Origin of the sequence: Brumimicrobium sp., from assembly GCF_048268645.1 — a bacterium.
In the GTDB taxonomy this organism is placed as follows: domain Bacteria; phylum Bacteroidota; class Bacteroidia; order Flavobacteriales_D; family Crocinitomicaceae; genus Brumimicrobium; species Brumimicrobium ulvae.
In genome coordinates, this window is the sequence record NZ_JBLWVE010000023.1 from 1 (window position 1) to 22,888 (window position 22,888).

At 35.5% G+C, this 22,888-nt stretch carries 14 protein-coding genes; 4 read left to right on the forward strand and 10 right to left on the reverse strand.

Features of this window, described 5'->3' with window-relative positions:
- The 3 genes from ACN0U3_RS13555 to ACN0U3_RS13565 all read left to right on the forward strand — a co-directional run.
- Nucleotides 1–1,194: RHS repeat domain-containing protein (locus ACN0U3_RS13555; protein WP_417266642.1), on the forward strand; the 1,194-nt coding region annotated here is incomplete at its 5' end.
- Nucleotides 1,195–1,197: 3 nt separating this feature from the next.
- On the forward strand, nt 1,198–1,698 hold the full coding sequence (locus ACN0U3_RS13560) for a hypothetical protein (RefSeq protein ID WP_417266643.1): 501 nt from the start codon (nt 1,198–1,200) through the stop codon (nt 1,696–1,698).
- Between the two features lie 63 nt (nt 1,699–1,761).
- On the forward strand, nt 1,762–2,013 hold the full coding sequence (locus ACN0U3_RS13565; RefSeq protein ID WP_417266644.1) for a hypothetical protein: 252 nt from the start codon (nt 1,762–1,764) through the stop codon (nt 2,011–2,013).
- A 639-nt stretch (nt 2,014–2,652) separates the two neighbouring features.
- On the opposite strand, the gene ACN0U3_RS13570 is transcribed toward ACN0U3_RS13565, so the two are convergent.
- Entirely contained in the window at nt 2,653–3,822 is a 1,170-nt protein-coding gene (locus ACN0U3_RS13570) for a hypothetical protein (RefSeq protein WP_417266645.1), read from the reverse strand.
- A gap of 275 nt (nt 3,823–4,097) precedes the next feature.
- Here ACN0U3_RS13570 and ACN0U3_RS13575 point away from each other — a divergent pair, with 275 nt between their 5' ends.
- Entirely contained in the window at nt 4,098–5,375 is a 1,278-nt protein-coding gene (locus ACN0U3_RS13575) for an FISUMP domain-containing protein (RefSeq protein WP_417266646.1), read from the forward strand.
- Nucleotides 5,376–5,408: 33 nt separating this feature from the next.
- Here the strand turns inward: ACN0U3_RS13575 and ACN0U3_RS13580 are convergent, their stop codons facing one another.
- The 9 genes from ACN0U3_RS13580 to tpiA all read right to left on the reverse strand — a co-directional run bounded on the left by ACN0U3_RS13580 (nt 5,409) and on the right by tpiA (nt 22,885).
- On the reverse strand, nt 5,409–5,900 hold the full coding sequence (locus ACN0U3_RS13580; RefSeq protein ID WP_417266647.1) for a hypothetical protein: 492 nt from the start codon (nt 5,898–5,900) through the stop codon (nt 5,409–5,411).
- A 3-nt stretch (nt 5,901–5,903) separates the two neighbouring features.
- Nucleotides 5,904–6,434 carry a TspO/MBR family protein gene (locus ACN0U3_RS13585; protein ID WP_299203193.1) on the reverse strand — a complete coding sequence of 177 codons (531 nt, stop codon included), beginning with the start codon at nt 6,432–6,434 and terminating at the stop codon, nt 5,904–5,906.
- Nucleotides 6,394–7,296 (reverse strand): histone deacetylase, encoded by a 903-nt coding sequence (locus tag ACN0U3_RS13590; protein ID WP_299203191.1) that lies wholly within the window; start codon nt 7,294–7,296, stop codon nt 6,394–6,396. Before ACN0U3_RS13590 ends, ACN0U3_RS13585 begins: the two co-directional genes overlap by 41 nt.
- Before the next feature lie 6 nt (nt 7,297–7,302).
- A complete protein-coding gene (locus tag ACN0U3_RS13595) occupies nt 7,303–8,970 on the reverse strand; it encodes a DUF819 domain-containing protein (RefSeq protein WP_417266648.1) in 1,668 nt (555 codons plus the stop codon).
- A gap of 87 nt (nt 8,971–9,057) precedes the next feature.
- Entirely contained in the window at nt 9,058–16,008 is a 6,951-nt protein-coding gene (locus ACN0U3_RS13600) for a hypothetical protein (protein WP_417266649.1), read from the reverse strand.
- Nucleotides 16,009–16,044: 36 nt separating this feature from the next.
- Entirely contained in the window at nt 16,045–16,671 is a 627-nt protein-coding gene (plsY, locus tag ACN0U3_RS13605) for a glycerol-3-phosphate 1-O-acyltransferase PlsY (RefSeq protein ID WP_417266650.1), read from the reverse strand.
- Nucleotides 16,672–16,679: 8 nt separating this feature from the next.
- Complete coding sequence (locus ACN0U3_RS13610; RefSeq protein WP_417266651.1) at nt 16,680–21,287, reverse strand: hypothetical protein; 4,608 nt, start codon at nt 21,285–21,287, stop codon at nt 16,680–16,682.
- 2 nt (nt 21,288–21,289) lie between these two features.
- Nucleotides 21,290–22,129: a 50S ribosomal protein L11 methyltransferase gene (prmA, locus tag ACN0U3_RS13615; RefSeq protein ID WP_417266652.1), complete on the reverse strand. Its 840-nt coding sequence runs from the start codon at nt 22,127–22,129 to the stop codon at nt 21,290–21,292.
- Nucleotides 22,130–22,132: 3 nt separating this feature from the next.
- Nucleotides 22,133–22,885 (reverse strand): triose-phosphate isomerase, encoded by a 753-nt coding sequence (gene tpiA, locus ACN0U3_RS13620; RefSeq protein ID WP_417266653.1) that lies wholly within the window; start codon nt 22,883–22,885, stop codon nt 22,133–22,135.
- Nucleotides 22,886–22,888: the final 3 nt, after the last annotated feature.

Genomic DNA, 22,888 nt, shown 5'->3' on the forward strand with positions numbered 1-22,888 from the left:
CAAATAGGTGAAATTATAGCAAGTAGCGATTTAAATTTAGTCAATATCAATACCGCAACACAAAATATCATTGGAGACAAATACTTCGAAATGAGTAATCATTTAGGGAACGTCCTTGAAGTGGTTTCAGATCGAAAACTTCCTGTAAATGATGGCAATGGAAATATCGATTACTTCCTTGCTGATGTGGTGAGTTATAGTGATTATTTTCCTTATGGTATGCAAATGCCTGGTAAGAAACAGCTAAGAGATTTAGACGGAAACGGTAATCCTGTTTATGTTCCTGCAAATGGAAGTGATGGGTATCGTTATGGGTTCAATGGTATGGAGAAAGATGATAATGTGAAAGGAGAAGGGAATTCTTACACAACCGAGTTTAGACAGTACGATCCTAGAGTTGGTAGATGGTTATCTATTGATCCTTTATTTGCTAATTTCCCTTGGCAAAGTCCTTATGTGGCTTTTGATAATAATCCAATTTACTATGTTGATCCTAAAGGTTTAGCTGCTGAGGGTGGTGGAGACGATGATAAAAATGTAAACGTGAATGAAGATGGTAGTAAAACGTTCAGAACACCCGACGGAAATTCATTAACTTTTGATGAAGAATCATTAAAGTATTTAACTGATACCAAATGGGCAAATGGAGCTGTCATAGGTGGAGGATTACATGCAAATATCGAAGGCGGTGAGTCGAGCTTGATGTCATTTAATTATAATGGCGATACATACAGTGCGGGCTTTGATTCTGAGGGGGACTTCATGGGCTATTATAATTTTTCAGAAGACGGTTCTACGAGTTCATTTCATATTGATTATGATGATAATCATATTAAACAAAACTATAGAGAGTCTGATTATAAAGCAGCAATAGCAGTAGTTGGTGTATCTGCAGAAGGCGGCCCAGCAGTTGTTATAGGAGGTATTGCAGCAATGGCTATGATTGCTGTGGAGGTTTCAAAAAATGCAAAGAGTATCACTGAAGGAATTGTCTTATCTACAGGTGAATTTATAAAATCCTTTAGTAAGGAAGCTAATCCTGCAAGCTCAGAATCAGATTATGGAGATGGCGGAGCAGAACACACGAAGGGCAAAAGAAAGAGTACAAAAAAGAAACATGAAAAAGGTAGAAAAAGGAATAAAAAAGATAAAGGAGGTGAAAAAGGAGATAAACGAAGAAAAAGGTATAAATAAGATATGGAAAATTTAATTTACATGAAGGGTTGGAAAAATCCAGTTACTGGTTTTTTCTTAGAAAAAAAAACAGTGTTTAGTCTTTCTATATATAATCCTGTGGATTACGTTTTAGATGGGGTTATGTTTATGAATAATAGTTTTGTTTTAAGTGCAGAAATGAATCTATCAGAACTATCTTCCAATGTAATGTCCGAAAAAATTAATCGTTACGTAAATCAGGAAAAGATAAAAACGATTTTAGAGACAAGTAATTTTAAGGAGTTATTCAGTTATTTATTAAAAAAAGACGATTTCTGTGAAATAGCTTTGTCTCAGGAAGATACTGTTTATATTGGAAGAGTTCGAAAGGTTAGAAACTCATCAATTGACATTGATTTTTATAATACAGATTTCACATTACTTGATGAGGCTATTATTGAATTTGACGATATAAGGATTGTTAGTGTATATACTGATTACTCTGAAACGTTTTGTGAATTTATTAAATCCATAAATAACTAATGTTCTGTGCTCTCCTGCAAACTCACATAACTCCGAAACAAAAAGAGAGAAATCAATTAATAAATGAACATTAAGGATGTTATCAGTCAAGGTAAATTAAAAACGTATGGTGTAAACAGTAGTTTTTTACAAGTTCACTGGTCTCATCCATCATTAAAAGAAAATAGCTTTTACTTGTTTGTGTTTACCGTTTTAAAGAATGATTTAGTTTCTGTAAATGTTGTTTCTCCTCAATATATTCCTGTCAGGTATAAACCTAAATTATATGTTTCTATGATAGAAAGAATAATGAAGAAGTTACAAGAATCAGTTTGATAAGGTATTTTTAAACACACAAATTCAAAAAGTTATTAACAATCCTTAATTTCTTCTACATCCTTTACTCTGATTGCTTTTCGTGAGGTTTTTATTACTTTTCAATTTCCAACCACATCCCTTATCTTTTAGGTGGTTTTATGGGGTGGGTAATATTTTCTTTTCAAGGCTTTGTTTAAAGATTTTTTAGGTTTAAGAATCCAAGCTTTTTATCCATTTCTTGTTTAGTTATTTTTACATTAAGCACATTATTTTTTTTCGTTTTTTTCGCCCCTTTTTTCTTCCTATTTTCTTTTTGATTTGAGTTTATAAATGAGATTTTTTAAGTGATTTTTTCGCCCTCTTTTTCTTTTCCCAGTTGAAGAGGTTTTAAATTCTGTTTTTGCACACTCCACGTAATTCCGCAACAAAACTGTTCCAATATTGGTCACTGAGAAATTAGGCAACAAATTGTCTGATTTTTGGCTTAAAATGAACTTGAAAAATTCTAAACTTTTTTGACTTTTAGCAGACACATCCAATAGGACGGAAAAAGAGTAAAAAGGATATATTTTGATACAAAAATCATCTTTTTATTGTTGTTTATATAGATTTTAGGAGTTAAAACACACAGCTTGTTCGGATTTTTGGGATTCCCCATCAAATACAAGCCAAAGGACAACCATTGAACTCCCGATTCTCTTTAAGTCTTACTTTCTGGGCATTCTTTATCTGTTCTCTATATTTTGCTTTGTCCGGCCTCTCTCCATTGAGAACTTCCATTGGTGTTAATCCATAAAATTCAAACGGAAACCTATTGTTATTGTAATAGTTAAAAAACAATGTAATATTTTTCAGATGGTCCACTTTATCAATAGAGTGCTTTCCTTGTAAGAATTCAGACTTATAAATACTATGTGTACTTTCAGCCATGCTATTGGAATAAGAAAATTCTTCTGTTCTAGCGGTAAGTTTTTTAACTGTAGGAGGTGCTTCAATATTATTGATCCAATCCAATAACGCTCCTTTGTTTTCAGACCCTCCATCTGAAAGGATGTTTATTGGATTAGTTTTATTCAAAAGCCCATGATTTTTAAAAGTTTCCTCAAATAGATCTCTGATAAATCCACTGCCTGGTCGTTCAGAAGTAGTTTTAAATCCTAGTAGTGCTTTTGAAAAGTTATCTTTCACGAAAGCAACATATTGAATGCCGTCATTTTGAGTTTGTACATGCGTTACATCAACATGAAGCCATTCATAGGCTTGAGTTGCACGAAATCCAGGAGAGCGATGTTTATTCTTCTTTTTTTGTCTTTTTTGGTACCCAACAAGATCTGCATATTTGAAAAAAGTAGAAAGTCCACAGGCAATCAGCTTTTTTCTCATCGCATCAAAATAAAGTGTGGTTTTTGTTTTACCGAAATTATCTTGTTGTGTTACGATTGCTTCGATTTTTGAAACTTCATTTAACGTTAATTGCTTAGGATATTGCCAAAAACACTTTCTAATAATACTTTTGTCACACGCCTTTTTTACTCTATGACGGTAAAACCAATCTTTAGAAACACCAAAAAGTTTACATGCATCAGTGATTTTAATATTAGCTTTTTTTGCTATACGTTCAATTGAGAAACTAATGTTCTTACTGTGCTCACGAAGTAGTTTTTTATTTCCTTCAAGAGTATTGACTAGTTCCTTATATCCGTAACTCAAGGTGCACATCATCTTCACGCCTTGTTTCAAGTGTTTATTCACTAAGACTTCTTTTATATAATCGAAATCATCGATATAGTCTTTTACCGTTTCATACGCAGATGCCGGGTAGATCACATCAAACCGATGCTTACCGATATGGCTTCCAAGGACAGGAAATGGATGACGAGGTGCTTAGAGGTGTAGTTGCTCGGGTGGATACGCACTAGTATATCGTTCTTCAACTAATTTTCAAATACACGAATTCATAAAGAGTCAAACAATTCATGTGTAATAGAGAAGAGTCATAAAATTTATAATATTATCAATACGATGATTATAATTGAGCGCTTAAATTAAGCACCTTAATCCTTTTCCTTTATATTTGTTCTCGTACTATAAAACACAAAGCTTTGAACTCTTCTGTACTAAAATCAATTAGCTGCTTAATTTTCCTGACTTTAACTTTTTATAATTATGCTCAAGAAGTGCGTATAGGAAAGCAAGTTTGGCATGAAAAGAACCTTGATTTAGCTTTCTTTCGCAATGGAGATCCAATTCCTCAAGCACAATCTAAAGAGGAGTGGACAAAAGCCATAGAAGATAAACAACCTGCTTGGTGTTATTATGACAATGATTCAACTTCTGCTGAAAAGAGAGGGAAGTTGTACAATTGGTACGCTGTAAATGACAAAAGAGGACTCGCGCCAAAAGGGTGGAGAGTACCGAATTTGGATGACATTAGAATACTCAATGATTTTTATTTAACGATGGACGTTTCAATAGTCGAAGAACCGCAACTTAAAAATTCACAGGAGTTTATCGAGAGGTTAAAGACTGACTTTCAAAACGCTTCAAATGATTCATTGTTTGTTGTCCACCACAGTGATGATTATAAAAGAAATTCCCCTGTAAGATATGTCGTAGATTTATATACTGATCATGGATTTAGTCATTTTTCACAGGAGGAAATTGAGTTTTTAGAAAAACAGGATGTGGGTTCAGTTACCCAACTTAACGATGGTGATGATAAAATTACTTTATTTAAAGTCGTTGATCAAAGAGAAATCGAGTATGTATCGATGAAGTATTTACTTATTGACAAAAAAGAATATACTGATGAAGAGGCAATGGTTTTAGCTGATAGTATTCTTCAAGTCATTAAAGAACAAAATAACTTTGCTGAAATGGTTCAGTTATTTAGTGCTGATCCTGGTTCTATTGATCGAGGAGGTGTTTATGAAGATTTTCGTCGCGGAATTATGGTGAAAGAAATTGAAAATTTTGTTTTTGACAATCAGATTGGAGAGTTAGGCATAGTATTGTCTAATTTTGGGGTTTCTGTCCTTCAAGTTTTAAATAAAAAAACAGCGCTTAGACCTGTGGTGGTTAAAATGACAAAAAAAATTATTTCAAAAAGTTCTGTAGCCATTCATTTAAAAGATAAAAAAGAATGGAAATCAATTCCTGTTTATGTATATTCTGATCATAAATTCAAAGCGGTACCTTCAGGCTATCGTGCAAATGATGGGCAGTTTCAATCTGGAGAAGAATTAGCGATGTTTTGGACTCAAACTGTTAATGAAGAAGGTTTTCCGGCAGCGTTCTATCTTTTTAAAGATGAAGACGGTTTGGAAGGCAATTATTTTGAAAAGGATATTGGGATTTCTGTTCGGTGTATAAAGGAGTAGGTGATGTTGAGCATGAAAGCTCAGAAACTAACTTTATTCAAACAGCCTCATTTCTTTAGGGAGGACAGTAAAGTAGTCAGCTGCTGAAACAAAAGTCCAATTTGAGCTTTGCTTTTTGTTGATCCCATAATAAATTGAAGAACTGTCAAGGTCTTGATGATTTTGCATTAGTGTAAATTGAATTTTGGCGTGAATCAAAGAATCGTTCGATGCGATACTCTTGATGTATCCCCCTTTCCAGTAGATCAACTCAGCTTTGTCTTTGTCTTGGTCTTTCTGACGGGGCATTTCTTGAAATTTTGATTTGAACACAGCATCGCCTTTTTCTTTGTAATGTTTAACTATCAGGGGATGGGTTAAATTCAGATAAGACAATGCATCACCTTCGTTACGTACTTTGATCAAAAGGTTCATGTCTGCATTAAGTTTGGTCTCTTGCTCCGTTGTTAAGGTACACGAAGCCAGGAGCAGTGAGGCCCCGAAAAGGACGGTCAAACAATGACTAATGGACTTAAAAAAAACCATATTTTAATTTAAAACAACAATCGCAAGGTTTAAAGCTGTTGCAAAGCTAATCCACAATAGATATGGAATCAATAAGAATGCAGATAAGCGATCGAGTCTATAAAAATGGCGTATTAGGATGATGACCAAAGCCAATAGCATGAAAATGACAACAAGGGCTAATACAGGCATTTGTAGTCCAAAGAAAATTGGTGTCCATGCTAAGTTCAAAACAAAGTGAAGCAGAAAAATAACCAGCCCTCTTTTAGCAAATTTAATAATAATAGGGTAGCGGCCAATGGCTACAATTTGCCAGATAATTGCAAAAGACCCGCCCATCAAAATATAAAGAATAGTCCACGCGGGACCAAAAACCCAAGCAGGCGGATTAAAAAACGGTTTGTTGAGTTCATCATACCAAGCTTCATATCCATTCATTGAACATAATCCACTAAGGATTCCTAATCCAAGAAAAACGATTGAACTAACTACTATTTTCCACCAAAGTCCACTTTTAAAAGTAGATGTATTGTGCGGTCCTGAATGTATTTGCATGTGCTTCTATTATATATTTAATTTCTTCAGAATAGCCACCTCCCATGCTTGCAACAATAGGTAAGCTTAGTTGATGCGCCATCTGAAATACTATTTCGTCTCTTTTTTTACATCCTTGGATACTCACTCCGAGTCGCCCAAGTTTATCTGTCTCTATAATATCAATTCCTGACTGATAAAACAAAAAATCGGGAGTAAAAACCTTTAAGATGTCGTTTAAGGACTTTTCAAGTAAGTAAAGATACTCAGAATCTTTGATTCCATCAGGCAGATTAATATCAAGGTCTGATTTTTCTTTCTTCAAAGGGTAATTATTGGCGCCATGCATGCTAAAGGTAAAGACTTCAGGAGTATTTTGAAAGATTTCAGCAGTTCCATTTCCTTGGTGAACATCCAAATCGATGATCAATATCTTTTTTGCCTTTTTAGAATTCAATAACCATTGGGCTGCAATTGCCTGATCGTTTAACATACAAAATCCTTCTCCTCGGTCTGAAAAAGCATGATGGGTTCCTCCCGAAATATTCATTGAAACACCATGAAGTAGTGCAAATTCGGTACACATACGTGTTCCTTCCATGATGATTTGTTCACGGAGTATTAATTCATGATCATGAACAAATCCTGTTTTTCGTTGTGCTTTTCGGTCCAGATTTAAGTTTGTTAAATCCTTGAAATACTCTTTGGTATGGGCTGATAACACCATCTCTTTTTCGATAATTCCTGGACTAAAAAAAGCAGTTTCATCAACAGTTCCTTCCAAAAGTAATTGCTGGGGGAGCAGTTCATATTTGGCCATAGGAAAGCGATGACCTTCGGGCAAAGGATGAACGTATTTTTGATGAAAAGCAATTTTGAGCATGCTCAATTACATTGGAGCGACCATCCGCATTAATTCTGCAGCCATAAATGCACCAAAGGTTCCAATAAAGTAACCGACCACAGCCATCAGGACTCCAACAGTTGTTAGGGCAGGATGAAAGGCATTGGCAACGATAGGAGCAGAAGCGGCACCACCAACATTGGCTTGACTACCCACTGCCAAGAAGAAGAACGGAGCACGAATTAATTTGGCGACAACAATCAAAAGAATAGCATGGAAGGCCATCCAGATCAGTCCAACAAAAATCAATAAAGGCTTTTCAAAGATTTGGGTGATGTCTACCTTCATCCCTATTGTAGCGACAAGAATGTATAAGAAAACAGACCCAATTTTAGAAGCTCCAGCACCTTCATAAGTCTTGGCTCTTGTGAAACTTAAAATGAATCCATATATCGTTGAAATAACCACCATCCAGAAAAATTGACTAGCGAAAGTACTTCCTTTTCCATAGTTTTCTAAGAAGAACTCAGAAAGGAATGTTCCTGCAAAATGTGCAATTGCAACACCTCCAAACACCAATCCGGTGATTACCATAAAGTCAGTTAAGGTCGCTTTACGTTCTACTGAACTTTGAAAGTCTTCTACTTTAACAACCAATTCATCTATTGCACTACTGTCTGCCTTTAACCATTTATCGATTTTATTTTTCTTGCTGATTCCAAAGAGAATCACTGCCATCCAAATATTTGCCACAACGATGTCCACCAAGATCATCCCTCCAAATAGCGTTTCTTTATAGTTGTAGGTTTCAAGCATAGCTGTTTGATTGGCACCTCCACCAATCCAACTCCCTGCAATGGTTGCTAATCCTCTCCATGTGGCTTCATTTCCAACTCCGCCAACTGTTTCAGGATCGATGAATGTGAAAATCCACACCGCAAAAACTCCTCCTAAGATAATTCCAATTGTTCCGGTGAAGAACATAATTAAACTCTTCGAACCTAGACCAAGTAAACTTTTGATGTCAGCTGAAAGGATAAGTAGAATCAATGACCCAGGAAGTAAATATCTACTGGCCATATAATAAAGATTGGTCGCTTCTGGATCAATAATGTTGAATGAAGTCAATGTCGCTGGAACCATATAACATAGGAACAAGGCTGGAATAACAGTATACAATCTTTTCCAACTTTTTCTGTTAAGTCCTGAGGTATAAAAAATCAAGGCCAGAATCACTGCTAAAATCCCCAAAACAATTCTATCGTCTGTAATCAAAGCATTTTTCGGAGCTTTTGCTAAAAAGCTAATTTTCGTTTCTCCTTTATGTCCTGTGAAACCTAACTCTTCTCCATTTCTTGATGGAATAACATTTACTCTAATGATTTCTTCAGGTCCAGGATTTTTGAAAAAGATATTTCCAATTTCACTTATGATTATAGTGTCTTCGTTGAAGACCACTTGAATCTGATCTGCGTTTTTAAAAACCCTTCTGTCATCATCATTGAAATTGAACACACCATAAGCAGATTCATTGAATTTTTTAATCTCACTACCAAAGTCATAAGCTTGCATTTTTTTTAGCACCTCTCCTGGAACTTCTTCTTTTGTAATGACTAATGAGTCTTTACCACTGACCATGACATGTTCTTGACCGATGGTAGAGTTGACCAATAAAAATAAACTACAAAGGAGAAATAAAATTGAATTCTTCATGAAATTGTGTGTTGTTTTTTCTTTCGCGCTCCAAAATAATTAACAATTCTGAAATAGCGTGTGAATATGACAGAAATTTCAATTAAATCAATTGCTGTTCGTTGCGTTTTTAAACTTAGAAATATGAGTTGCTCCCAACTTGGCCAAAAGAATTTGAAGTTGATTGACAGTTTTTTCATTCTCTGGGGTGTTCAACATAAAGAACTTTACAGATAAACTCTTTTCATCGGTAGTCATTTCCTTATTGAAAGGAGCATTGAGAATTGTCTCGAATAAATCTGAATTGAGGTCTTTGGCCAACACCCTAACGTTTAAGGTGAGTGTACTTTTATCTGAATCAGAAATGGCTTCAGAACGTTTTTCAGCATTTTTATTTTTTACGAAATATGCGTAATTGTATAAGTTAACCGTTTCAAATTCACTGATGAATAGTGGAGTTTCTGCAGCTTCCGTAAAGACAAAGCTTTTAACGTTTCGGGAAATAGAGTCATAATAGAACAAGTACCCTTCTTCATTGTAACGGTTTAATACCTGTGCAGGATATTCGTCATATTTAGATTTAGAAACCCACATAGATTGAATGTCTTTTCCTTCAAGGAATTCTTCTGGTTTTCGAGGTGTGCTGTTGTTTGTGGTGCTGTGAACTTTGTTGTTACTAATTTCAGTAGGATTATTCAGTTCTAGAATATCATTTCCTTTTTCAGCAAGTAGGGCATGCGCTTCTGTGATAGAAATTCTTTCCCCTTTATAATACGCAGTAACGAAAGCATCAGTAACTCCGACATCAATTGCTTCTCTTTGTTTTGGTTTGGCGTCAACAAGAGAACTAAAGATTCCTGTAGAATAACGAATTTGACCATTGGACATTCTTTTGGTGATCAATGGAGTTATATTGAATAGCTGAGCAGAACTTACAGGTCTGTTGTACACCCCAACTTGAACGGTAAAGTATAAGCCCATTTTGGTTTCTGCTACATCTGCTTCAGCAGCTCCAGGTGCTTTGTTGTAAGCGAATTCGTCAATGACTTTTTCAACCGTTGTTCCGCTGGTATACTCAACTCCTTCTTCGGCAACTAAGATAGCATTCTGACCACTTTCAATAGTTGGAACACATGCTCCAGAATTCATTAATTCGATTGCGCGATAAACAGGCACTCTTTCTCCATCACAGTAAGCCACAACAAAAGCGTCGCTGTATCCCATTGTCCTGATTTGATTTCTGGCTTCAGTTGCCGTTGCTCTACTATTGAACATACCTGCTACGTATCTGATTAAACCAGGACGAACAACATCTCCTGTAATGGGCGAAAATTCTGTAAAGGTATTGTTGGGTACTGGTTTGGCAAATGCTCCAATTTGTACACGGAAAACCAATCCTTTTGGTGATTCAACCTCTAATGGAATAGGATTTTCGTCTGAATAATTGTTTTTATTGTTCGGATTAATCACTAAGCCCGTTGCAATAACAGGAAGTGTTGGAGCTTCATTAATTGGTGCTACATCCCGGGCAATCATGTTTTCTATTTTCGCTTTTTCTTCAGGCGTTTCAGGAAGTTTCTGCTTAACCTCCTTTAGTTGTTTGTTAACTTCCGCTCTTAAGGTCTTGATTTCTCCAGATACTTCATTGATTTGTTTCATGTGCTTTTCAATGGTCTTCTTTTCTTCTTCGGTAAATACGTTTTCCTCGTTAGTAATATTCTTGTTTTTTGTGGAAGTTAAAATCTTCAGTTTGTTTTGTTCGGAAATCAATTGCGCCTCCTTTGCCTTTAAATCATGTTGTAATTGATTTAGTTTATTGTTTTCCTGTAACACCGTTTTGTATTCCTCAGACTGCGCAATTTCTACTTCTTCAACATAGGTCAGCTGTGTTTCTATCGCATTTTTATCAATTCCCTCCTCAGCGTCTTTCTTTTTCTGTTCATCTATAAAGGTTAAATGAGATGCGTTTTCCTCAAATTTGCTTTGCAACAAACTTTCTATCTCAACAAGCATTTCTTTATTCTCCTCGAGTATTGCTTTTTCTTTCCTGTTCCCATTCGGTATCTTGGCATTGATTTCCTTGATTTGGTCTTGAACACTTAATAATTCAATTCCAATCTCTTTTTGCTCTTGTTGTATATCTTTTTCCGTTTTTAAAATGTCGACCGGACTAATGTTTTCAAAATCACTGTGTTCAGCAATAGACTTCATCACCTCATTGGCTTTTTGCTCTTTTTGCTCAGACCTTACCTCCTTGATGGTTGCATTTTGTTTTGTTTGAATTGATTGAAGTAAGTCGCGCTGTTGTTTTGGGTCTTTTACTTCTTTAGCTTCTCTAATCAGTTGATTAATTTCTAGTTTGTTTTGTTGTGCTTTCAACATCGCTAGTGTTGGCGTTCCATTATTGTCAATTGTTTGTTCTAAGCTTCTGTTTAAAAAATTGTTTAGGTTTTCAATTGATTTTTCAAGAACAATACTCTCCTTACTCGCAATTTGATCATCAAGGGCTTCGATTTTCTCTTGGTGTTTTGAATCTTCTTTAAGTGAAGGGTTTTCTAACTCTTCAGCTAGTAGTTTATTTTTAGCTTCAAAAAGGGACTTAAATTCTTCTTTTTGCTCGTAGGATAATTCTACGCTAAACTCTTCTTGTACTTTGGACAAATCTACATGATCTGGATGTTCTGATGTTTGGGTCACTTCACCAAATTCAAAACTTACGTTTCTTCGTTTTTTAACCAGCTCTTTCTTGACAATATTTAGGTAACGAATTTCTAAACTGTTGTTGGAAGCCTTTATATCTCTATTTAATTGTAAAATTATATTTTCTAATGCTTGTGCTTTTACGTTGGCTTCATCGATGTCTTGAGGTTCAGCTTCAATAAGGTCGAATTCTTGTTTATTCAGTAAGACCCTTTTTAGACTTTCTTTATAAGCCTTAGTGATGTTGAATTCTTCTTTTCCTTGTGCTGCTTTTAGCTCCTCAATAAACAGTAGGGTTTGGTCCCTTTCCTCAGTCAGTATGTTTAATTCCTCAGTGGTTTTCCCTTCTTTTTTCTCAATCGCGGTGTTAATCTTGGAAAGATGTACTTCTTGGGCGTAAAGTAACTCTTCATAATTGTTCTCTCCTGAATGGAAACTCTTCAATAAAGAACTGATTTGCTCTTTAAATCCTTTGTCAGCTTGGTCCAATACCTGATCTCTATAAGACATTTCTTTTGGCGCAACTCCATGAAGTTGTTCTGCAATTATTTCATTTTCCAAAGCATCAATCTCTTTGTCTAGTTGCTCGTCTAGCTCTGCTAAAGCTTCAATCTTTTGCTCTAAACCTGGTTGAGTCACACCACTTTCTTTTTGTTGTATGGCCTCAGAACTATGTTCTTCTACTGAAATTTTTGCGATGTACTTTCTTTTAACTAAGTCTTTTTTAGATTTCGTTCCATTGCTGATGTCTTTTTCAAGTTGTGAAATATCATTCAAATATTCAGGATCTAGCTCTGCTAAAATTGCTTCTGGAGTGAATTCATTTTCATCAGTTATAACTTCACTCTCCTCAATTGTTTTCTCTAAAACTTGAATTTCATCTGTTAACTGACGTTCTATTTGTGAAAGAAATTCAATTTGCGTTGAAAGCTCAGCATCATCGTTTCCATTTTCTTTTTTCGCGACAAGATTTGTTGTAGCGTCTTCAATGGTTATTAAGGCTTGGTGTTTTCGCTCAAGAAGTTCTTTTGATGTGGTTAGTCCTTTTTCTATTTCATTTTCAATTTCTTTTATATCCTTAAGGTAAGTAGGATCTAATTCAGCAAATAATTCTGCAGGTGTAGAAGGTGACAGAGGGTTTTCTTCTTCAGAAGAAGTGTTATTTGCTGAAGTATTCGAAGTTGAAGTGTTTGTTTCTGCATGCTTATTTTCTGCTTCAATCGCATTTGATAGCTCATCAATTTCAGACTTAATTTGGACTTCAATTTGCGACAATAAATCCGATTTTGTAGCGAGATCATCATTATTGTTTCCAGAATCTATCTCGTTTTGAATTTCAGATTGAGCTGCTTCAATACCAGTTAAAGCTTGTTTTTTGCGATCAAGAATGGCTTGCTTTGTCGAATTGCCTTGTTTCACTTTTTGCTCTAAGGCTTGAATATCTTGAGGGTAATTCGGATCTATTTCTGTAAAAACAGTTTCTGCACTTAAAGGAGAAGTATTGTTTTTATTTGTTGTGTTTTGACCTTCTTCAATGTTACTTTCTTGAGTATTGGTCATTGTTTCTTCTGCAATAATGTTTTCTTCAGCTATTTTTTGATTAAGGTCACTTATCTCTGTATTTAGCTGATTCTTAACTTCAGAAAGTAGTTCGATTTTAGTGGGTAGGGTAGGGTCAGGATTTCCTTTTTCAATTTCAGCTTTAAATTGAGATTGCGTACTTTCTACAACAACTAATGCTTGCTGTTTGCGCTCGAGCAAATCTGTTTTCGTTGCTTTTCCATTCGCTATTTCAGTCTCTATTTGCTCAATTTCTTCAAGATAATTGGGATCTAATTTGTTGAATATAATTTCCGAAGTCAGTTCAGCCAATTCTTCTTTTGAGTTGATTTCTTCGGTTTCGTTTGTGGTCGAGTCTCCTGTGTGCTCAACTGTAGTGTTATTGTTTTCACTTGTGTTAAGAGCTATGTCTTCATTCACCTGGTTCAATGCCTCTTCAGTTATATCAATATCATTTTTAAGGGCAAAGGCTTCGTTATCGCTGTTGAGTTTGTCTTGTTGCGCGATCAAATCATTATTTTTCTTTACAATTTCAGAGGAAGAAGTGTTTTCTTTTGCTGTATTTTCACTTTTAAGTATTTCTGCTAAAGCTTCTTTTTGACCATTAAAATCACCTTGAGCATTCAGTTGATCATCGATATACTTGATTTCATTTTTCAAATCAGCATTTTGATTTTCGTATCGACTAATTTCTAATCCTATTTCTTCTTTTTTCCTTTTAGAAGCTGCTTCATAATCTTTATTTAATTGTGCAAGTTTATTTTCTAGAGCTTTCTGATTGGTCTCCAATTGTTTTTGAAGTAGTTTCATTTCTTCCTGAGCTTGAAGATCGGCATTGATTTGAGTTACAAATTCAAAATGAGCATCAAGATTGGTTTCTTCTAGCAGTTCCTCACTCACGAAGTCTTTGTGCTCATTCAATATTGCAATCAATTGGTCATCGTCATTTATAGCAAGTTCTTTTGTAACTTCATAAAGCGATTTGGCCTCTGTTAGTTGTTCTTCCTTTTCCTTAAAATCGGTTTCTAAGTATTTTAAAACGACTTTTGCATTGTCCATTTCGGTTTGATAATGTTTTGCTTTATCTAGTTCTTTTTGTGCCAGTTGTGAATAGCGTTTTGCACGTTGATTCTGGTCACTGATTTTTGCCAATTGCATTAAAGAGTCAGCCTTATTTAATGCATCTTCGATTTTATGGTTTCCTTGATCAAGCGTTGCATTGGCTTTTTCAATCAGTTCTTGTGTTTTAATTTGACGCTCATTCAAATTGCCGTATTTACTTTTTATTAAATCATGAATTTCAACATTTGTAAATGCCGAAAGCCCGATTTTGTCGAATAACTTTCTTTGTTCTCGAACTTGATCTAGCGAGTCAATGTCAAATTGCTGGCTATTGACCTCCATTTTAGATTTTAACTTAATGGCTTCAGCGATAATTTCTCCTTCATTTTCAAAACGTTCATCAAACAAGTTTTTAAAAATAATGACCTCAGCTTGGTCTTTTTGAGACTCAGTTATGGCTTGTTTTAAAGGACGGAATTCCTTTAGATAAGGCAATTCGATAAATTGTCTATGCAATTGTTCCTTTTCACCAACGTTAACGATAAATTCATAACGACCTCCTTTGGGTAAATTGATTAAGTAATCTCCTTTAGGCGATGTGTTGAACTTCCCCATCAATTCACCTGAGTTATTCTTTACAGTAATATTCAATGCTTTCTCTGAAGGATCAATTGTAGAGTTGAATTGTCCCTTTAATATCACCATTTGAATAGGGAAGCGTTCAACACGTACATTGTAAACATGGACATTGTTTCCCTCACTTTCTCTTTGGGAAGCGAAATAAGCATAACGATCAAGTGAGTCTACAATGTACAGAAAATCATTGTCGGGAGAGGAAATGGAAATGTCCATATTCTCGGGAGGACCAAACGAATTGGTTTCAGGATCATAAGGGCTTCTGAAAATATCATAACCTCCCATACTATTGTGACCTTCAGAAGAAAAATACAAGTACTTTCCACTGGGATGCATGTAAGGGAAATCTTCGTTTAAGGATGTATTGACATCTCCAAAAACAGCTTGTGCTTTGGACCAAGTATTATCTGGAAGTCGCGTTCTTACATAAATGTCCTTGTGACTGTTATTATCGCCATAGCTTGAATAATAAATGCGCCTTGAATGAGAAGGAAAGTGAATCAAAGGAACGTGATTGTTTTTTTTGTCTAGTCTGGATTGGAACTCTTCAGTAACAATCAATTCTCCTCCGATGTCTTTTAAATCATAAATTCTAAAAAAACTTTCTTTATTGATTTTAGTTTTATTCAAGACCACGGTTTCGGAGATGTTAGCAATCAGCGACTTTCCATTTCTACACATTTCAATTTGGCGATCTACATTTAACTTTGCAAGCGAACGACTACCCGCTTTTTGTTTGTAGATTTCATAATTCTTTATGGCTTTATCGAATTGAAAATTAAGGTGATATGCTTTTCCTAGGTAGTAAAAGGCTTCGTCATCAACTTTATTACTTTGCTGAATGGAATAATTTAAATACTTGAAAGCGTCTTGTTTTTCTCCTGAATTAAAGAGTAAACAGGTTCCATATCTATAATTGTAATCTGGATTTCTAGGTTCTAATGAAAGTAACCTAAGGTAGAGTGGTGTAGCTTCAATAAACTCTTCACTTTGAAATAAGCTCAATGCTTTTTTCTCAATATCCTCTCTTGTCTCCTGTGCATGCGTATGAATAGCGCCAAACAGGATGAACAATACGAATATTTTTATTTTAAGTGACATTAAGTAGTAATAAGATACGTGTGTTTTAGATACAAGTTACGTCTTTTTTTTAAAAAGACTCATTTTATTTTCATTTCCTTTAATTAAACGTTTGATATTATTATGATGAAGAATCACGACAGCAGAGGAGAGTATGATACTGAATATCAGTAAAGAAGTGTTTTTATTGTCAAAAACAAATTCAACCAATAAAGGAAATGATATAGAGGTAATTATTGCACCAAGGGACACATAGTTAGAGGCGATAAAAACGACAAGGAAAATGGCAATACAGATCAGCGCAGCTTGTGGATGAATCCCTAAAATTACTCCTAAGGAAGTTGCAACTCCTTTCCCACCATTGAATCCCGCAAAAACGGGGAAGATGTGTCCCAAGACAACCAAAACCCCTGAAACTATTTTAAGGTGAATTAAATGGTCATCCGCCCAGGCATAAGTGTTAACGAGGAAGGGAAGGAGCACTGCAAAGGTTCCCTTGAGCACATCCACACTCAGGACTACAATTCCTGCTTTTTTTCCTAAAACTCTAAATGTATTGGTTGCCCCAGCATTTTTACTACCATGCTCTCTAACATCCAAGTGGTACTTTGCCTTTCCCACCCAAACAGCTGTTGGTATGGAGCCCAATAAGTAGGCGGCTATTCCAAATATAATAAATTCCATTCTTTAACTTAGTTAAATACACGCATAAACTGACTTCTGTAAGCTGAGTTTTTAGTGATGTCGTAAACGAATCTTCTCGACTTTTTCTTATCAGATTTAAGCGCTGTGATTTCATCATTGAATTCTTTATCACTAGAAAGAATATTCATTACTCCATCTTTTCTGTTGTCGTAATCGAAGAAGTAAAGATAAGCTCCAGGAATATCAATCATTAATCCAAAGCGGTCCCCTAAATTAGAACGTTGCTCTGCAAAGAATTTTGTAGGCACATATTTCATAACCGGTTCACCATAGATATTTACAATTGCTGCCTGAGCAGTTGATGTTTTCATTCCACGCTGTTGGTCTCCAGACTTAGTGTAAGAAGTCAGTCTTAACCCTGTAATCACAATAGCATCTTGCATTGATCGGGGAACGTTTTTAAATTCTTTCTTTAAAGTATAATCAGATTTTATTTTATCTGCTGTTTTTAGATCTGTCCATTCTACCAATGCTTGTTCAAGTGTTGTTGAATTAAAATCTGCATCAGGTAAACCAGGAACTTCTCTAATTTTCACTGCTACGTTTTCAAATTCTTTTTTATTGAAAGGAATTCGGAATGCCATAGTGATGTTTAAATCTGTTTGTTCATTTTCTTGATTGTAATTCAACACCCCAACAGCTTCTGTTTCTACAGCGCCATAATCCATTCCTAAACTGATTTTACCGTCTCCGTTCATCGAACAAGATTCTGTGTGTAAAGAAATATAGTTTCCTTTTTCAGCCCTGTTGATTAACTTCTCTTGACTAGCAATTTGGAATTCTTTTGCAGCATTGTTGTACTGTAAGAATCCACTTGCAGTCATTACTTCTGGGTCGTTTTCATTTTCGACTGAACTTAAGAAAGTAGGATAAAGGCTCACGCTATCCGTATTAGAAGAATTTCGCCAACGTACTCCAACAGTAATTTGGTTTCCTTCTAGGTCTTTCATGTTTTTACTCACAGGGATCTGAATGTTTTCTGGGTCTATTGCAGTCTCAAATGCCATCCAGTTTCTTTCGAATTTATCACAGTCATGATTAATTTTAGTAGCTCCTTTAAAGAGCATGAATTGATCTGCTGCTCTCAATTGTGTTTCTCCGTAGAAGTCGAATTGATCACTCAATTTAAAAGCTTGTTCTTGATTGACAATACCCTTGGCTACTGTCTGAAACGAGGTGTCAAGTTTGATTTCAGTTAAATGAATCAATTGCTTTTCTCCATCACCGACTCCATATTCATAATCACCAATTGCGGTGTAAGCTCTTCTGGCCGTTATTTGAGCTTCTACATTCTTAATGGTGTGGTATTTCGTAATGTAGTTGGCGACAATTTTAGCATTGGTGAACTTGTCCATTTTAGCATCTTTTCGGATGACTACTTTGGCACTATCTGGGAAAATCCTCGCATCTGCTACTTCTATAAATTCAGTTTCAAAAGCATAAATGGTTTTCTCTTTTAGGTTAAATAACGCTTTTGGAGATCTGAATTGTAATGAGTCTTGTTTCGGGTGAATGCTATAAAAGTTTGGCCCTACAAGGTCCATAGCTCCATCAATGGCTAGGTTATCGTTGGCTTTCTTCTCTAAAGTCAATTCATCATTGTCCATTAACCATGTAAATTGGTCAATCTTACAAACGTATTGGTTAACAGGGAATTCAACTACAGATTCACCAGCGTTAGATTTAAAGACTCCCTTTCTACCCTTAAAGTCAAGGTCACCATTAACGTTTTCTGTTTTGAATGCCAATGCGTTTTCACTTAAATCTCCTTCGGCCTTATACTTATTGGTCAATTGGAAGGAAGAGGTATCTGCATGAACATCCCATCTTGCGAAGTCGAAGTGATGAGATCCCATTTTGGCATCTTTTAATTCCAAGATTCCATTTCCTTTCATCCCTTTAGCTTTCAAAATCGTAGTACCTCTTAGGTTGGCCTCACCATTATAGAAGGAAATTAATTCTTTGTTTGACCTAGCTTTGAGGACTTTTTGCTTCGGCAAGAAGGTGATGAATGCATCTGGTCCATTCGCATCTGGAAATTGAACTCCTGTTTCTTGAGGTTTATTGACGAATGAAGCGACTCCAATTGTAGAGTCAGGTAAAAAAGTGAACAGTTGTTTTGAGGTTGATGAAGAGTTCAAAAAGTCAATTGTTCCTCCTCCTTGTAATCCATTGTTCGAAAGCAATATTTTATTGTTGTATCGCGCTTCAGTTCCATAGAAAGGGTAGCCCTCTTTGGGAACATCCTGTGAGAATCCTAAAGAATAATCTGCCATAACTTTAAGCTCATCTTTCATTTTTGGAAATATACCTGCCGATGTCAACTCTCCTGGAAAACGTAATGCTTTTTCATCAAAAGTGGCTAGACTATCCAGTTGGAAAGGATCAATTTCAAAGTAAAAACGTTCTTTTTCATAAGCCCCAAGGTGTAATTGTTTTTGGTTGTAAAAGACCTTTGATTTTTCTTTAGAGACAAGAATAGGGTATTGATCGAATCCTTTTTTTATTCCAGATCGGTTTGTGGTGTCATCAACTAAAATTTCACCTTTGATTCCTGATATAACAGATTGAGATGGGATAGGTTGCTTGCCATCAGATGCCCTTAGCGGGTTGACCTTAAATAATGCTAATTCAGATTCAAAAATATTGAATTTATTGTCCTCGTAGCTATAGTTTCCGTGGTCAATTTTAATTTCCCATTTTCCACTGTTTACCCATCCAGAGAAATCAATATTTCTATTCTTTTTGATGGTCACTTCGTTTTCATCAGGGAAGATGGTAGTTTGTTTCACCGTTGCAACAGTAATGTAGTCTACGGCATTGGCTTTTAAATCCAAAGAGCTCAAGTCTATTTTTGCAAATTCAGTTATTTTAGCCCTTTCTTGGTTTCGTTTGTTTACTTTTTGTTGTAATTCAGCGTTATTATTCCCTGTATTGTCTAAACGAATTGGTGCTAAATTAGAAACAAATGAAATATTATCATAATCACTTTTTCCAGATTTTGATTTTACAAAATGCTCTGTTTTATCATTGATTAGCACGATTCCTCTTTCGGTGTCATAGCTTATGAATCCTAAAGTAGAGAGTTCTAATAATTTTGGCTTGGCTTGCTGTAAGGTACGGTTTAGTGCTGTAGCAGCAGTTCCTTCGGTCATTTGGAATTTGTCATATTTATAGGCGTAATTGTAAAGCGCCGATAATGGGTGCACAGATTCTAGTCCTTGAATACTTTGAAATAATCGCTCATCATAATAATTGAAGGACTCAAACTTAGCGGTCCTCTGTTCTTCAGAAGTCGACCTGTCATATCCAAGTATAAGTTCAGAAGAGTTTTTATTCCATGAAATTTCATCAGTATAGATGTTGAGTTGATGATAAGTATCGATGAATGGAGATTGAGATATAACCGCATTTCCTCTAACGAATTTAATAGATTGTTCTTTTAAATTGTAAGTGATGTTTAGTCCAGTATGACTTATGGAATCATCTAAGCCAATGTATAATGAAAAACGTGCCATAGGGGTAACTAAGCTATTTTCATTGACACGTACTTGATCGGAATAAGAAACGATGAATTTTTTGTCATTTCGATAATAAGTTAATTTGGCTTGTTCATTAGTGTTTCCAATTCCAATAAATTCATTTGCTTCTAAAGAAAACCCACCTTTATAATCAACGTCTTCAACAATGTTTTTAATTTCAAAATTAGCTTGATAAGATTTAAATTGTGGATAAGGAAGTTCACTGTCTTTTCCTATTGCTCCTTTCATTGCACGGTCTAATAATTTACCTTCAATAGGCTCCTTGATATAGGGGGTTGTCAAAGTTACACTGTCTGCAGTAAGGTTGGTAGATCTAAATGAAATGTTGTATGATCTAAGTGTTGCATGTGTTTCTTCTTGTGGTAAACCTACTTTCTCCCATGTATAGGTCCCACCGTTTCCTTCCCATCTCTCTCTTGTAAGGTCAGCAATTCCATTGGTGTTGATGATTTTTATCGAATCCGAAAATGGGTTTTGCCTTTTATCACTTCCACGATTTATGGTTTTACAGATTAATGTCACATTCTTAAATTGAATGTAAGGTGTTTTGTCGTTGATGAATTTAAAGTCTTCTCCTTTACAAATCCACTGATAGTTTGGGTCATCAGCAATTATCTCCTTGTGCAAAAAGTTTCCTGAGACCTGCAAGAACTCTTGAATTCTACGAGGGTTTCTGTTTTTGATTAATCCATCAGTAATCTCATGCCATGTGTCTATTTCTTCATCACTTTTTTTGAGGGTAATCAAAGAATAAAATGAAGTAACGTAGTTATAGGTGTGAGGATAAGCCGAATGTCTTTTGTCCAACAATATATTCACGGTCTTAGCCATCTGTTGGAAACGATCTTCAGGGAAGGCTGTTCCTTCTAGGAGTATTGGGCGCAACTCTAGGTCAATAAATGCAGTGACTTCTTTCGAGCCAGAAGAGGCTAAAAGTCGTGAGTAATCTGCAACAAACTGTTCGCGGTCTATGGTAAATTCCCCATCTTGGCTAAATGCATAGTTGAAGGACAATAAGGTCACGATAAAGTAGAGTACGCTAATGTTTTTCATAATTATATTTTTTTTATCAACTTGAGGACCGCCCATTTCTCTTTGGTGAATATCTCAATAACATCAAATCCACAGTTTTTGGCTGCTTCTGTAAGTGTTTGAATATCCGTTTCAAAAAATCCACTCAACAATAACAAACCATTGTCTTTGATGAGATTGGAGTAGCCCTCCATATGTCTAAGTAAAACGTTTTTATTAATATTAGCTATAATAACGTCATAATTGTGCTTTGGTACAACTTCTAAATCACCTTTAACAATTTTAAAGTTTTTGGTTCCGTTACGTTCACAGTTTTCAATTGCATTTTCGACAGCACCTTCTTCGATATCCGTTCCAAAAACTTCTGAAGCCCCTAGTTGAGCAGCTAAAATTCCTAAAACGCCTGTTCCTGTACCGACATCTAATACATTTTTTCCTTTAAAGTCAATATCCAATAAAGCTTGACTTAATAAAAATGTAGTTTGGTGGTGACCTGTTCCAAATGACATCTGAGGTTGAATCTCTATGCTTAAATCAAAAGTATCATCGATAGGATGAAAGGGAGCGCGGATCATTAATGACTTGCCAACTAAGACCGGTTCATAATCAGATTCCCATACGGCATTCCAGTTTTGTGATGGAATCAGGGTCTGCTCATACGCTATATTTACTTCATTACCCGTATAAGTTGCAATTAGTTTCTTTAAGCGCTCTTCCATGAAGTTCTCTTCACTAATATAAGCTTGTAGCTTTTGGTCTTCTTCCGTAAAACTATCGAAGTCAATATTAGCCAGTTCTTGTGTTATGATTTCTGTCCAAGGATGCTTTGGCGATATGTCGAAACTTATTTGAATATAATTCATAAATTATTGATATGTTGAAATAATAGACATAAAGTCTTCTGGTTTTAGCGATGCCCCTCCAATCAGTCCTCCATCGATATCAGATTGTGTTAAAAGTTCTTGTGCATTTGAAGGTTTACAACTACCACCATAAAGAATAGAAGTTGTTTCAGCAACAGAGTTTCCATAAACATCAGCAATGGCAGCACGGATACTAATATGCATAGCATTGGCTTGATCTGGGCTAGCTGTTTTTCCTGTTCCAATGGCCCAAATAGGTTCGTAGGCAATAATCACTTTTCTAAAATCCTCTTCTGGTAGGTGAAATAAGGCGCTTTTCAATTGATTAATTACGATTTGTTCGTAATCTTCTGATTCGCGTTGTTCTAAACTTTCCCCACAACAAAAAAAGACTGTTAATTGCTCAGCTATTGCCGTGTTTACCTTTGCTTTTAAAAAGTCGTTTGTTTCATTAAACAATTGTCTTCTTTCAGAATGTCCAATTAAAATCGCTTGTGTCCCCATATGTGCAAGTTGATGCATGCTGATTTCTCCTGTATATGCACCGTTCTTTTCGGGATGTCCGTTTTGTGCTCCAATCTGAACATGTTTACTGTTGTCAATGGCCTCTTTTAAATAAATGAAGGGGATAAAATGATAAACATCACATCCGAAATTACCTTCTGATAAAGCTTCGTCTATGGAAGCATTTAGCTTTTCAGCCTCATCAAGTAATAAATTCATTTTCCAGTTACCTGCAACAATTTTTTTTCTCATTTC